This window comes from Nonomuraea terrae, assembly GCF_044465245.1.
GTDB lineage: Bacteria > Actinomycetota > Actinomycetes > Streptosporangiales > Streptosporangiaceae > Nonomuraea > Nonomuraea terrae.
On the sequence record NZ_JBITLL010000001.1, the window covers coordinates 694,139 to 707,866 of the forward strand.

Sequence of the window (13,728 nt, forward strand, 5' to 3'; positions counted from 1 at the left end):
GGCGCGTTCGTGGTGGCCGGTGCGTTCGTTGAGAGCACCGAGTTGGAGGAGGGCTTGACGCTCGCCGCGGTCAGGGGCCAGCGGTGGTCTTGGTCAAGCCGCTCGGTGATGGTGTGGGCGGAGCCGGCGACTGGCCAGTCGCCGGCCGGCGTATTCACACATTCGGCGGCTCTGCTAAGGCCTGGGGCAGCAGACCAGTCGGGTACGCTGCACCAGGCCTTGAATGCACGTTCCGAGCCGGGCGTAGAGCCATCAGCTCCCGTCGTAGGGTGCGTGGTCCGACGAGCAGTAGGGCGTCCACAGCGCTCACCTCGCGCGCAGAGCTCCAGAGACCGCTGCCGGGTACCTGAAACGGAATGACATCGATCGCGCAGCCCCGGAACAGGTCCAGATCCAAGTACCTCATCCCGCCGGTTCCGCACAGGTACGTTGTCGCGCCCGTCACCCACGCAAGGTCGGCGAGCCGCTGGGAGCGGCCTTCGCGGGCGGGCAGCACCTGGCATGGACGCCGCCTATGACTCGCACGTGCAGCCTGGGACATCACCCGATCCGGTGATCATTTCTGGCCGGCACCAGCAGATCTGCATCCCTCCGCGGAGCCGACGACCCTCTCCCCACCCGCGTAGACGTTGCAGCGTTCGCCGCGCAAAAAGCCGACCAGCGTCATGCCGAACTCCCTGGCGAGGTCGACCGCCAGCGAGGACGGCGCCGACACCGCGCACACCGCCGGGATGCCCGCCGACAGGGCCTTCTGCATGATCTCGTAGCTGGTCCGGCCGCTCACCATGAGCACGTGGTCGCTCAGCGGCAGCCGGTCGCTCATCGCCGCCCAGCCGACCAGCTTGTCGACGGCGTTGTGCCGGCCGACGTCCTCGCGCGCCGCCACGAGCGCCCCCGACGCCGAGAACAGCCCGGCGGCGTGCAGCCCGCCCGTCTTGCCGAACACGCCCTGGGCGTCACGCAGCGCGCCCGGCAGCCCGTACAGCAGCTCGGGGGTGAGCTCCAGCTCGCCCCGAGGCAGGGAGCGGCAGCGGTCGTGCAGCGACTCCAGGCTGGCCGAGCCGCAGACGCCGCACGCGCTGGAGGTGAGGAAGTGGCGGTCGAGCGCGGGCAGGTCGGGGATGGGCCCCTTCAGGTGCACGGTCACCGTGTTGTAGCGGGCCTCGGGCGGGATGTCGTCGTCGGTGCAGTACGCGATCGCGGCGATGTCCCCCGGCCCCGCCAGGCCCTCCCCGCTCATGAACCCGGCCGCCAGCTCCAAGTCGTGCCCCGGCGTGCGCATGGTGATGGCCGCCGTACGGCGCGAGCCGTCCGGGGCGGACATGCGGATCTCCAGCGGCTCCTCCGTGGCCAGGTCGTCGCGGCGGTCCCTGGCCGTCGAGCCGGAGAACCGCCTGATCCGAACAGGGGTCGTCGGACCCGGGCGCACCTTCACCGCGCCTTCCCGACGGCTAAGGCCCGTCGGCGGCACGCGGTGTCCCGGGAGTTCCGGAGCTTGCTCATACGTCATCGTCACTCCTGCTCAGGAAATGCGAACACCCGGCATCGACCGCGCCCTGACTTCCTGTGGACGGGCTTCACGGCCGAACAACTTCGGCTCCGACAACGCCGGCCTGGCCTACGCCGCCCGCTGCGGCGTTCCATGTACGGCGAGCGTTCGGATCCATGAGATACCGCTTTCGGGCAGCCGATCAAGACTGCGCCGCGAGGGAATGTGGGCGAGCAGCCATCTGCCTGATGCCGACAGCCGCGTTCATGTTGCGCCCATGCGCCGACGAAGTGCAGCTCAAGCAGCGTCATCCAGGTCTTCGGCGCCGCGACGACATTACCCGGCCGTGCGCTCGTGACCGGGAATCTCCACGACGACGTTCGTGGACTTGATCACCGCGACCGCCACCACTCCCACCTCCAGCCCCAGCTCGTCAGCCGCCTGGCGGCTCATCAGCGACACCACCCGGAACGGTCCTGCGGCGATCTCCACCTGCGCCATCACCGCGTCCCGGATCACTTCGGTGACGATCCCGCGGAAGCGATTACGCGCCGACGAACGGCCAGCGTCGTCGACCACGTGCACCTGAGCTCGGGCGAAGGCGGCCAGCTCAGCGCCGTTCACCTGCCGGTGGCCGTGCTCGTCCCGCTCGGCCGGCAGACGGCCCGCGTCCACCCACCGGCGAACCGTGTCGGAGCTGACCCCGAGTAACGCCGCGGCCTCGCTGATCCGAAACGTCGCCACAACGTTCACCCTGCCTTCCACATCCCAGCCTGCGCTGTCACGGATCCACGAGATCGTAGATCAACCGCGAGCCACGGTTACCTCGTCGCGGCCTCGACGGTGCTGATCGGCCGATGGCGGTCGATCGCTCTCCTGCACTGATAGAAGCCGCCTATCAAGCGAGAGAAAGAAACGATTGGACGCGCCGGCCGGGGATGCACGACCGTGCAGATAGATCCCCCCACCGAAAGGCTGGTCATGACGTCGTCGTCTGCGCAGTCTCTTGAAGATCGAGTGCGCTCGGTCGTCGCGCGGCACCGTGACGACCGGGGCGCTCTGCTGCCGATCCTGCACAGCCTCATGGAGGAACTGGGTCACATCGATCCGGCGGCGATCCCGATCCTGGCCGACGCGTTGAACCTGTCGAGAGCCGACGTGCACGGCGTCGTCACCTTCTACCACGACTTCCGCCAGACACCGCCGGGGCGTACGACGGTGCGGATCTGCCGGGCGGAGGCGTGCCAGGCGGTCGGCGCGGCGGAGCTGGTCGACCGGGCGAGGAGCCGGCTCGGCGTCGGCCTCGGGGAGACCACACCGGACGGAGCGGTGACCCTGGAGCAGGTCTTCTGCCTCGGCAACTGCGCTCTCGGCCCGTCCGTCCAGGTCGGCGACCGGCTGTACGGCAGGGTGGGGGCGCAGGAGCTCGATCGCCTCCTGGGGGAGGCCGCGTGACGGGCGAGCCGATGACCGTGTACGTCCCGCGGGATTCGGCCGCCCGTTCCGTCGGCGCCGACCAGGTCGCCGAGCGGATCGCGGAGACGGCCGGCCCCAGGGCCCGCGTCGTGCGCAACGGATCTCGCGGCATGTTGTGGCTGGAACCGCTGGTCGAGGTGGCGACGCCGGCCGGCCGGGTGGCGTACGGCCCGGTCACCCCGGACGACGTCGAGGACCTGCTCGCGGCGGGGCTGCTGGACGGCGCTGAGCACCGCCTGTGCCTCGGCCCGGCCGAGGAGATCCCGTGGCTGCGCGACCAGACGCGGGTGACGTTCGCCCGGGTCGGCGTGGTCGACCCGCTCTCCCCCGACGACTACGTAGCGCACGGTGGGCTCGACGGGCTGAGGCGCGCGTTGTCCCTGGCCCCCGAGCAGGTGGTGGCCGAGGTCACCGACTCCGGGCTGCGCGGCCGCGGTGGCGCGGGCTTCCCGGCGGGCGTCAAGTGGAAGACGGTGCTCGGCGCCGCGTCGGAGCCCAAGTTCGTCTGCTGCAACGCCGACGAGGGCGACAGCGGCACCTTCGCCGACCGGATGCTGATGGAGGGCGACCCGTTCACCCTCATCGAGGGCATGGCGATCGCCGCCTGGGCGGTCGGGGCGAGCGAGGGCTACATCTACGTCCGCTCCGAGTACCCCGACGCCGTGGCCACGCTACGTGCGGCGATCGACGCCGCCTATGAGAAGGGGTGGCTCGGCAAGCGGGTCCTCGACCACGACTTCAGCTTCGACCTGTTCGTCCGGGTCGGCGGCGGAGCGTACATCTGCGGCGAGGAGACCTCCATGCTGGAGAGCCTGGAGGGCAAGCGCGGCATGGTGCGGGCCAAGCCACCGATCCCGGCGCTGGAGGGCCTGTTCGGCAAGCCCACCGTGGTCAACAACGTGCTGACCCTGGGCTCGGTGCCGATGATCATGGCCGACGGCGCGGAGGCGTTCGCCGCGCTGGGGGTGGGCCGCTCGCGCGGCACCCAGGTCTTCCAGCTCGGCGGGAACGTCGCCCGCGGCGGCATCGTGGAGACCGCCTTCGGCATCACCCTCGGCGAGCTCGTGGAGGAGTACGGCGGCGGCACCCGATCGGGCCGCCCGGTGCGGGCCGTGCAGGTCGGCGGGCCGCTCGGCGCCTACCTGCCGACGTCCCGGTTCGACCTGCCCATGGACTACGAGGCGTTCGCCGCGGCGGACGCGATGGTGGGCCACGGCGGCGTGGTGGTGTTCGACGACACCGTGGACATGGCGGGGCAGGCCAGGTTCGCCATGGAGTTCTGCGCCGCCGAGTCGTGCGGCAAGTGCACCCCGTGCCGGATCGGCGCGGTACGCGGCGTCGAGGTCATCGACCGCATCGTCGCGGGCCAGAACAGGACCGCCGACCTGAAGCTGCTCGACGACCTGTGCCACCTGATGACCGAGGGTTCCCTCTGCGCGATGGGCGGCCTGACACCGATGCCGGTGCAGAGCGCCCTCACCCACTTCCCCGGCGACTTCGGAGTGACGACGGAGGAACGGCGATGAGCCTGATCAAGGAGAAGGACCACGGCACTCCGGCGCGCTCCGGCGAGGCGACCGTGTCCGTGGAGATCGACGGCAAGACGGTGCTGGTCCCGGAGGGGACCTCGGTGATGCGCGCCGCCGCCGAGTGCGGCATCGACATCCCGAAGCTGTGCGCCACCGACAGCCTGGAGCCCTTCGGCTCGTGCCGCCTGTGCCTCGTCGAGGTCGACGGCCGCAAGGGCTCCCCGGCGTCGTGCACCACCCCGGTGGCCGACGGGATGAAGGTGCGCACCCAGACGCCGAAGCTCGCCGAGCTGCGCCGCGGCGTCATGGAGCTGTACATCTCCGACCATCCGCTGGACTGCCTGACCTGCCCGGCCAACGGCGACTGTGAGCTGCAGGACATGTCCGGCGTGGTCGGCCTGCGGGAGGTCCGCTACGGCTTCGACGGCGAGAACCATCTCGACCTGCCGACCGACAGCACCAACCCCTACTTCGACTTCGACGCGAGCAAGTGCATCGCCTGCTCCCGCTGCGTGCGCGCCTGCGGCGAGGTCCAGGGCACCTTCGCCCTGACGATCGAGGGCCGCGGATTCGCCTCGAAGGTCGCCGCCGGCGCCGGCGGCACGTTCATGGAGTCCGACTGCGTCTCCTGCGGCGCCTGCGTGCAGGCCTGCCCGACGTCCACGCTGCAGGAGCGGTCGGTGGTCGAGCTCGGCATGCCGAACCGCAGCGTGCTCACCACCTGCGCCTACTGCGGCGTGGGCTGCTCGTTCAAGGCTGAGCTGCGCGGCGACGAGGTCGTCCGCATGGTGCCCTACAAGGACGGCAAGGCCAACGAGGGACACTCGTGTGTGAAGGGCCGGTTCGCCTTCGGCTACGCCTCACACCCCGACCGGCAGCTCAAGCCGATGCTGCGCGAGCGGATCACCGACCCCTGGCGCGAGGTGGAGTGGGAGGAGGCGATCGGCTACGTCGCCGGCCGCATGATGCGGATCCAGGCCAGGCACGGCGCCGGCGCGATCGGCGGGATCAGCTCCTCCCGGTGCACCAACGAGGAGGTGTACGTCGTCCAGAAGATGGTGCGCGCCGCCTTCGGCAACAACAACGTCGACACCTGCGCCCGCGTCTGCCACTCGCCGACCGGTTACGGCCTCAAGCAGACGTACGGCACGTCGGCCGGCACCCAGGACTTCAAGTCCGTGGACAAGGCCGACGTCATCCTGATCATCGGGGCGAACCCGACCGACGCCCACCCGGTGTTCGGCTCGCGGATCAAGCGCCGGCTGCGCCAGGGCGCCAAACTCATCGTCGCCGACCCGCGCCGGATCGACCTGGTCCGATCCCCGCACATCCAGGCGGAGCACCACCTGCGGGTGCAGCCCGGCACCAACGTGGCGCTGATCAACGCCATGAGCCACGTGGTGGTGACCGAGGGCCTGGTGGACCGGGAGTTCGTCGAGGAGCGCTGCGAGGACTTCGCCGAATGGGAGCGGTTCATCTCCGCGCCCGAGCACAGCCCCGAGGCGGTCGAGTCGATCACCGGCATCCCCGCGGCCGAGCTGCGCGCCGCGACCCGCCTGTACGCGAGCGCGCGCAACGCCACCATCATGTACGGCCTCGGCGTCACCGAGCACAGCCAGGGCTCCACCATGGTCATGGGCATGGCCAACCTGGCCATGGCGACCGGCAACATCGGCCGCGACGGCGTCGGGGTGAACCCGCTGCGCGGGCAGAACAACGTGCAGGGCTCGTGCGACATGGGCTCGTTCCCGCACGAGCTGCCCGGCTACCGGCACGTCTCCGACGACGTGGTGCGCGGCACGTTCGAGACGCTGTGGGGCCGGGTGCTGGACCCCGAGCCGGGCCTGCGCATCCCCAACATGTTCGACGCCGCGATCGACGGCACGTTCATGGGCCTGTTCGTGCAGGGCGAGGACATCGTCCAGTCCGACCCGAACACCCAGCACGTCACCGCCGCCCTGGCGGCGATGGAGCTGGTGGTCGTGCAGGACCTGTTCCTCAACGAGACCTCGAAGTACGCGCACGTCTTCCTGCCGGGCACCTCGTTCCTGGAGAAGAACGGCACGTTCACCAACGCCGAGCGCCGGATCAACCGGGTCCGCCCGGTGATGGCACCGCGGACCGGCAAGCACGAGTGGGAGATCGTCTGCGAGATCGCGCAGGCGATGGGCTACCCGATGAAGTACGACGACTCCGCGCAGATCATGGACGAGATCGCGATGACCACGCCCACCTTCGCGGGGGTGTCTTTCGCCAAGCTCGACGAGGTCGGCAGCGTCCAGTGGCCGTGCAACGACGCGGCGCCCGAAGGCACCCCGATCATGCACATCGACGAGTTCGTCCGCGGCAAGGGCCGGTTCATGCTCACCGACTACGTGCCGACCCGGGAACGCAGCACGCGCAAGTACCCGCTGATCCTGACGACCGGACGCATCCTGTCGCAGTACAACGTGGGCGCCCAGACCCGGCGTACCGGCAACACCGCCTGGCATCCGGAGGACCTGCTGGAGATGCACCCGCACGACGCCGAGGTGCGCGGCATCCGCGACGGCGACACCGTGGCGCTGACCAGCCGGGTCGGGGAGACCAGCCTCCGGGTCAAGATCGACGATCGGATGCCGGTCGGGGTGGTCTACACGACCTTCCACCACCCGGTGACCGGCGCGAACGTCGTGACCACGGAGAACTCCGACTGGGCGACCAACTGCCCCGAGTACAAGGTGACCGCGGTCCAGGTGTCGCTGAAGCACCCGGCCCCCGCGGTGGTGAGGTGATCACGTGACCGCGACGCAGACGCCCCCGCACATCCGCATGGCGAACGAGATCGCCGTGCAGTTCAGGAACCGCGACCCGGCCTGGGCGGCCGAGCAGATCGCCGAGCACATCCGCGCCTTCTGGGATCCACGGATGCGCGCCAGGCTGCTCGCCGACGCCGGCACAGCCGACGGCCGGCTGGACCCGCTCATCGTGGCCGCCGCCGCGCTGCTGCCCCCAGCACGCGCCTGAACACGCAGGCACCCCTTGGCGATCCAGCCGTGAGATCTCGACTCGGCCTCCCCACTCCCCGGAGTTCGCTCATCAATGCAACTCCTCAAGGTACGACGCTGCGTCCAGCAGCCCGATCGGGGAATCCTCCGTTGTGAGTACCTCTGCCCATACGGTCTTCCACCCGCGAGCATTCAGGCGTACGCCCCACCGCTGCGCCATCTGGTCGACGAGACGCAGGCCTCGTCCGTGGCACGCACTGTCTTTCATCTTTCCAGGCGCCCCCTATGTCGAGCGGCTGCGGCACAAAATCGCCATCAGCGCCGCGCTGACGGGTATCACCGCCGCTGTTGTCGGGGTCATCGCCAACCTGGCCCTCTACTTCGCCGAGCACACCATGTTCGCCCGCACCTTCACCTGGGGTTGGGGCCCGTTCAGTATCCAGCTCCCTGAGACGGGGACGATCAGCCCGATCGCGCTAGTGATCACCGTGGCCGCGCTCGTCATGACCTTCGTCCTGGAGTGGCCGATGCTGCGTATCCTCGGGATCTGCGCCGTACTCGGTGTGGCCACCGTGCTGCTGTGACGTTCACAGCGGGAGCAGGAACAGGCTGATCGGGGTGCTCACCACCGACAGGGCGAGGGCCAGGAGCAGCAGGCGCGGCGGCCACGAAGCGCGCGGTGTGGCCGGCCGGTCGATGCGGGCGTCGAGGTCGTGACGTGCTCCGCCGAGCCCGCCGCCAGGCGGGTGAAAGTACGCCGCGTGGGATGCAGCCCGGCCTGAGCCACGGTACGGCGCCGATGGTTCCAGTCGAAGAGGGCGAGCACTCCCAACACCGCAGTCTTGGCCAGCACGAACTGCCCGTAGGAATGCTCCACAGGTCGCTCACCGAGCGCATGCGTACCCAGGCGTTGGTCGTCCAGGAGAGGGCGACCGCGATGAAGCATCACAGGGCGATCGTGCTGAAGCGCGGCAGCATCGATCCACGAGACCTCCGCTGAAGATCACTCACATGCGGAAAACGGGTCTAGCCGGAGCTGGCGCCCGCCCGCAAGATGATTTTCCGGGCTCCGGGCCAGGCGGTCGTCCGCTCGTCCCCCGGCAGAGGGCCGCCCTGCCAGGGCTTTCGCCGGCCGCGATTACGCGAGTGCCCCTTATGCCCCGTAGGTGAGGTAGGCCCGCTGGGTCGCGATGTGGTCGGCCACGTACCTGGCGTCGTGCCAGACTCCCCAGATGAAGCTGGATCCGCGCCGCGAGAGCCACGGCAGGCCCAGGAAGTAGACGCCCGGCTCGGGGGAGACGCCGCGCCGGTGCTTCGGCCTGCCGGCCTCGTCGAACGCGTCGACCTGCAGCCAGCCGTAGTCGACCGCGTAGCCCGTGGCCCACACGATCGAGCGCACGCCGGCCGCGGCGAGATCGAGCTCCAGCGCCGGGTCTGTCACGCACGCGGGGACGGGTCCCAGGACGCGGGCTTCCGGCTCCTCCGGGAGGTCGAGGCCGTTGCGGGCGATATAGGCATCCGCCTCGTCGAGCAGCGACAGGTAGCTCGCGTCGCCGTGGGCGATGTTCTCGGCGAGGTCCGGGGCGAACCGCAGGATGCCGTTGTCGAACGAGACGGTCATGCCGACCAGTTCGACGCCCTGGGCGGCCAGCGTGCGGAAGTCGACGGTCCGGCCGCCGCGGGCACCGCTGACCGCGATCGTGACGTGCTCGGCGCCGCGGGGAGGCGTCTCGGCGTCCCACTTGCCGAGGACTCCGAGCCACCAGACGAAGTCGCGGCCGCGGTATCTGCGGGGCGGCCGCTCGTGCGGGCCGACGGAGAGGTAGACGGTCCGGCCCGATCGCCGGAGCTCGTCGGCGATCTGCACCCCGGACGACCCGGCGCCGACGACCAGGACGGCTCCGTCGGGGAGCTGACGTGGATTGCGGTAGCCGCTGGAGTGGATCTGTACGAGCCGGGGTTGGCCGGGGACGACCTGCGGGATGACGGGCCGCTGGAACGGTCCGGTCGCGGCGACGACGAAACGGGCGTTCACCACTCCGTCGGACGTCTCGGCGTGGAAGCCGGGATGGCCGGCGTTCTTGCGTACCGAGGTCACCTCCACGCCGCACCGGATCGGCGCGGCGATCTTCTCGGAGTAGGCGACGAAGTAGTCCGCCACCTCGTCCTTCGAGGCGAAGGCGTCGGGGTCCAGGTCGACGAACTCCAGGCCGGGGAAACGGTCGTGCCAGGCGGGTCCGTTGGCGACCAGCGAGTCCCACCGCTCGGAGCGCCAGCGTTCGGCGATGCGCTGCCGCTCCAGGACGAGGTGCGGGACGCCGGCGGCGCTCAGGTGCTCGCTCATCGCCAGGCCGGCCTGGCCCCCGCCGACGACGAGGACCTCTATCTCTTCGCTCGACATCCGAACCTCCTGCTCCGAATGGGGAAATGTCCTGATGTTCGTGACGCGCAGGACCGTGTCCGTGAAATCCTCATGCGTCGCCGAAGCCGTGTCCAACAGATGTTGTCGACCTTCTACATCTGTTCTGCTGATGCATGAGGCCGTGCCCGGCCCGCGGGCCGCCCTTAGGCCGTCCGCCGGTCAGTGACAAGCGCCGCCGTCGCGGGCCGCCGCCGGCGTCCCGGTCGAGCAGCACGTCGGGGAGCCTCCCGCAGAGGTCCCCGCGGCGGTGTGGCAGTGCTTCGCCTTCGGAGCCGGTACGTCAAGGGCCGGGTTCCGGTCGAAGAACCCCACCGGCCTCAGCACGAAGCCGGTGCGGTCGACCGGCATGACCGGCCAGTCCTCGGGCCGGGGGAAGTGGGTGAGGCCGAAGGTGTGCCACAGGACGAGGTCCTGGCCGTCCAGGTCCCGGTCTGCCCGGATCCAGGTGTCGATCCCCGAGTCGCCGGGGTTCTGGTTGACGTACTGGCCCGACGGGTAGCGCTCGGAATCGTCCTGCGCCGTGACCCACAGGTGCCGAGTCGTGAACGCCGCGCGCCTGGCGATCGACGAGGAGGGGTCGGCGAGGAGCGTGGGCTGCCCTTCCGGCAGGAGGGCGTAGCCGACCGGCTGCCCCATCCGGTTCGCGCGCCCGGGATTGACGACGTGCCACGTGCGGCCGGCGGCGCCGTCGGCCAGCCGGGCACCCTCGCGCTCCCGGCGGATGCGGGTGGCCCTGCGGGTGAAGGCGTTGCCGTAGGGATTGTCCGGTCCGACGGGTACGCGGACGGCGTCCACCTCGTCGACGGCGTTGCCCACCCCGTCGACCATCATGTCCAGGCGCGCGCAGAACAGGTGCTGGTGGAACGGCGCCCCCACGCCTGGCGCGATCTCCGAGGCCCACGGGTACGGCGTGCCGTCGGGCCGGTCGCCGGGGTAGGCCGACGCGAACACGACGCCGGTCGCCTTGCACTCCAGCTCGATCGTGCCGTCGAGGTAGAGGTACCAGTAGAAGCCGTAGTCGTAGTTCCCGACGGTGATGAAGAAGGAGATCACCAGCCGGCGCTGTCGGCGGGTGGAGCTGCTGCCGTTGTACATGTCGGTGTGCTTCCACAGCACCCCGAAGTCCTCCTCGTGCATGCAGATCGCGTTGCGGATCGTCCGCGGGCAGCCGTCGTCGTCGGCGACGGCGGCGTCGAAGTAGCGGATCTCGCCCAGGCAGTCGCAGCCCAGCTCCAGCGCGTTGGCGTCCTTGCCGAGGGAGTACTCGCCGGCGTCGAAGTAGTTCTGCCAGAACCGCACGGGGGAGGGGTCGCCGTACGGAACCACCATCTCGGCGACCGAGGCGCGGTAGACGATCGGCCGCAGCCGGCCGCCGTCCTCGAAGCCGATCTGGTGCAGGGTCAGGCCCTCCACCTGGTCGAAGCCGATCCGGAACCGCCACTTCTCCCAGCTCACGACGTCGCCCTCGACCGTGAACGAGGGCCCCTCGGGCTGGATGATCTCGATCGGCCGCTGGGTGTCGCGCACCGGGCGGTCCTCGGCGCGGAGCTCGAAGTCGGCCCGCTCCGTCGGCAGCTCGAAGACGCCGTCGTCGATGAGCTCGACCACTTCCGCGGTGATCAGATCGACGTAGGCCACCACCCCGTCGATGGGATGCGCCCACACGTTGTCGCTGTCGTCGAGCTGAAGGAAGGACAGGCAGCGCACCAGCCGCCGGCCCTGCTCTCCCGGGAGGTCGAAGCAGCCGGCGCTGAGGGCGGAGACCCGGATCCGCTCGGGCCGGTCGAGCCCGCGCCGGGCCATCGCGGCGCACCAGGCCTTGTCCCCCCAAAGGATCTTCTCGACCAGGGCGAACTCCTCCCCCATGATCGGCGGCTGTCCCTCGGCGGAGACGTCCACCTCGCGCCGCGAGACGACCTTGCCGTGGGTGAGGGAGGTGACGGCCTCCGACACCTCGCCGGTGTCGCGGTCCAGCAGCGTCGTGCGTACGCACCGGTCCCACGGGTCTCCCTCCTTCCAGGCGAGCACCTCATGCTTCGGCGGCTCCACGAGCATCACCAGGGGGAAGCGGGTGGCGGGCCCGATCAGGCCGGCCCGGTGGAGGATGTCGCGGTTGCGGGCGATCTCCTCCGAGGTGAGGCGGTCGAGCGGGTGAGGGGTCACGAGCTGGTCCCTTCTGGAGCGATGACCGGGGTGACGCCGCCTTCGGCGGGGGCGGAGCCGCCGGCGCGGACCCTGGCCCCCCGTACGTAGCCAATGACGCCGAGGACGAGCAGGACGGCGAGGGTGCCCAGGGTGAGCACCTGGAACTGCAGGTGGCTGACGCCCCACGTCTCCTCGAAGTCGTACGGGAGGCCGAAGAGCCCCTCCAGCGTGCCGGGGAAGACGGCGACCCAGGAGCCGAGCAGCACCCACGCGAAGGCGATCGCGCCAAGCACGGCGTAGCCCCGGTCCGGCAGCGGAACCCGGAACGGCCGCTCCACGTGCGGGTACGTGGTGCGCAGCCGGATCGCCGCGGGGATCACGATCAGATAGCTGAGCAGGAACGTCGAGATCGAGATGGTCAGGACCACGGTGAACAGCGCGGCGCTGCTTCCCGTCACCTGCATCGCCGCCAGCATGAAGAGGGTGGAGACGATCCCGGACAGCAGGTTGACGCGGACCGGGGTGCCGAGCCGGGGGTGGAAGCGGCCGAAGAAACCGCCGAAGAAGGCCCCGTCGGCCGCCGCGATCGCCTGCATGCGGTCGGAGATGATCATCCAGGCGGCGCCCTGGCTCATCAGGATGTAGACGAACCCGATCGCCGTGATGGTGCGCAGGGTCTCGGCGGCCGGGCCGTACACGCTGAACACCACGCCGACGGCCTCCAGCAGCCCGGAGATACCGGTGATGTCGTCCTTCGGCACCACGAGCAGGATGGCGAGCACGGGCAGGATGTAGCACAGGGCCGCGGCGCCCGAGGAGCGGGCGATGGAGATCGGCACGTCGCGGGCGGGGTTCTCCATCTCTCCGGCGGCGCTGTTGGAGGACTCGAAGCCGAGGAAGGCGAACAGCAGGACCGGGGCCAGGCCGAGCAGGCCCGCCAGGGTGGGGCTGAAGCCGCTGCCGCTGAGACCCTCGACTCCGTGCTGGGCGGCGTAGAGCACGGTGGTCAGCACGAAGAAGGCGAGCAGCACGATCTTGAGGATCGCGCCGCTGGTGGGCAGCCACTTCCCCCTGCGCAGGCTGACGATGGCGGCGAGCACGGTGCACCAGATGAAGGCGATCTTGAACACGTAGTCGGCGGCCGAGCCGTGCGGCAGGTGGAGGAGGTAGGTGTTCACCGTCTCCGCGGCCAGGAACGCCATCGAGCCGCCGACCCAGATCGGCTGGGTGACCCAGGTGAGCAGCGCGGCGATCGCCCCGGCGACCCGGCCGAAGGCGTTGCGGACCCACGTGTAGGCGCCGCCTTCCTCGCTGAACGCGGCACCCACCTCGGCGAAGATCAGCGCGTACGGGATCAGGAAGGTGACGGCGAGGATCACCAGCCAGGTGAGCGCCTCTGCCCCGAAGACCGAGACCTGGCCGAGGGTCTCGAGACCGATCACGGCCGCGATGATCAGGAAGAGGATGTCGAACCTCTTGAGGGCCTTCTGGAGACGGCCGGTCTGCTCGTCGAGCAGGTCGGTCCGCTGGCGATCGCTCATGGGCGAGATGCCTTCCGGGGGGCGGGCGCGCGGGCCCGGAGCTATTCTTTGCGATTGACGTGAAATAATGGTCGGGTACGTGCTTTCTGACCAGAGGATAAGTCATGGCCTTTTTTGATGACCGGCATCAAAATTTGTG

10 protein-coding genes are annotated in these 13,728 nt (G+C 69.9%); 5 read left to right on the forward strand and 5 right to left on the reverse strand.

Annotation, left to right across the window (positions count from 1 at the left end):
* Window positions 1-556: 556 nt before the first annotated feature.
* Together fdhD and ACIBP6_RS03390 are read right to left on the reverse strand one after the other, a co-directional pair.
* Entirely contained in the window at window positions 557-1,435 is an 879-nt protein-coding gene (fdhD, locus tag ACIBP6_RS03385) for a formate dehydrogenase accessory sulfurtransferase FdhD (RefSeq protein WP_397048281.1), read from the reverse strand.
* 390 nt (window positions 1,436-1,825) lie between these two features.
* A complete protein-coding gene (locus ACIBP6_RS03390; protein ID WP_397048283.1) occupies window positions 1,826-2,233 on the reverse strand; it encodes a molybdopterin-binding protein in 408 nt (135 codons plus the stop codon).
* Window positions 2,234-2,470: 237 nt separating this feature from the next.
* Between ACIBP6_RS03390 and ACIBP6_RS03395 the strand changes: the two genes are divergently transcribed.
* The 5 genes from ACIBP6_RS03395 (at window position 2,471) to ACIBP6_RS03415 (ending at window position 8,065) form a co-directional block, all read left to right on the forward strand.
* Complete coding sequence (locus tag ACIBP6_RS03395) at window positions 2,471-2,944, forward strand: formate dehydrogenase subunit gamma (protein ID WP_397048285.1); 474 nt, start codon at window positions 2,471-2,473, stop codon at window positions 2,942-2,944.
* The gene (locus tag ACIBP6_RS03400; RefSeq protein ID WP_397048287.1) at window positions 2,941-4,491 is read left to right on the forward strand and encodes a formate dehydrogenase beta subunit; all 1,551 of its coding nucleotides are present in this window, start codon (window positions 2,941-2,943) and stop codon (window positions 4,489-4,491) included. Before ACIBP6_RS03395 ends, ACIBP6_RS03400 begins: the two co-directional genes overlap by 4 nt.
* Window positions 4,488-7,268: a formate dehydrogenase subunit alpha gene (gene fdhF / locus ACIBP6_RS03405; RefSeq protein ID WP_397048289.1), complete on the forward strand. Its 2,781-nt coding sequence runs from the start codon at window positions 4,488-4,490 to the stop codon at window positions 7,266-7,268. Before ACIBP6_RS03400 ends, fdhF begins: the two co-directional genes overlap by 4 nt.
* A gap of 4 nt (window positions 7,269-7,272) precedes the next feature.
* Window positions 7,273-7,500, forward strand: coding sequence for a formate dehydrogenase subunit delta (locus ACIBP6_RS03410; RefSeq protein WP_397048291.1), 228 nt, complete (start codon window positions 7,273-7,275; stop codon window positions 7,498-7,500).
* A gap of 133 nt (window positions 7,501-7,633) precedes the next feature.
* Window positions 7,634-8,065 carry a chromate transporter gene (locus tag ACIBP6_RS03415; RefSeq protein ID WP_397048293.1) on the forward strand — a complete coding sequence of 144 codons (432 nt, stop codon included), beginning with the start codon at window positions 7,634-7,636 and terminating at the stop codon, window positions 8,063-8,065.
* Between the two features lie 569 nt (window positions 8,066-8,634).
* Here ACIBP6_RS03415 and ACIBP6_RS03420 read toward each other — a convergent pair.
* The 3 genes from ACIBP6_RS03420 to ACIBP6_RS03430 form a co-directional block, all read right to left on the reverse strand.
* Entirely contained in the window at window positions 8,635-9,882 is a 1,248-nt protein-coding gene (locus ACIBP6_RS03420) for a flavin-containing monooxygenase (protein ID WP_397048295.1), read from the reverse strand.
* 180 nt (window positions 9,883-10,062) lie between these two features.
* On the reverse strand, window positions 10,063-12,066 hold the full coding sequence (locus ACIBP6_RS03425; RefSeq protein WP_397048297.1) for a primary-amine oxidase: 2,004 nt from the start codon (window positions 12,064-12,066) through the stop codon (window positions 10,063-10,065).
* The gene (locus ACIBP6_RS03430) at window positions 12,063-13,589 is read right to left on the reverse strand and encodes an APC family permease (RefSeq protein WP_397048299.1); all 1,527 of its coding nucleotides are present in this window, start codon (window positions 13,587-13,589) and stop codon (window positions 12,063-12,065) included. Before ACIBP6_RS03430 ends, ACIBP6_RS03425 begins: the two co-directional genes overlap by 4 nt.
* Between the last annotated feature and the right edge of the window lie 139 nt (window positions 13,590-13,728).

What these genes read in the sequence shown, in the direction of transcription:
- ACIBP6_RS03395 (WP_397048285.1), top strand. Translation starts at nt 2,471, where the DNA reads ATGACGTCGTCGTCTGCGCAGTCTCTTGAAGATCGAGTGCGCTCGGTC.
- fdhF (WP_397048289.1), top strand. Translation starts at nt 4,488, where the DNA reads ATGAGCCTGATCAAGGAGAAGGACCACGGCACTCCGGCGCGCTCCGGC.
- ACIBP6_RS03420 (WP_397048295.1), bottom strand. Translation starts at nt 9,882, where the DNA reads ATGTCGAGCGAAGAGATAGAGGTCCTCGTCGTCGGCGGGGGCCAGGCC.
- ACIBP6_RS03430 (WP_397048299.1), bottom strand. Translation starts at nt 13,589, where the DNA reads ATGAGCGATCGCCAGCGGACCGACCTGCTCGACGAGCAGACCGGCCGT.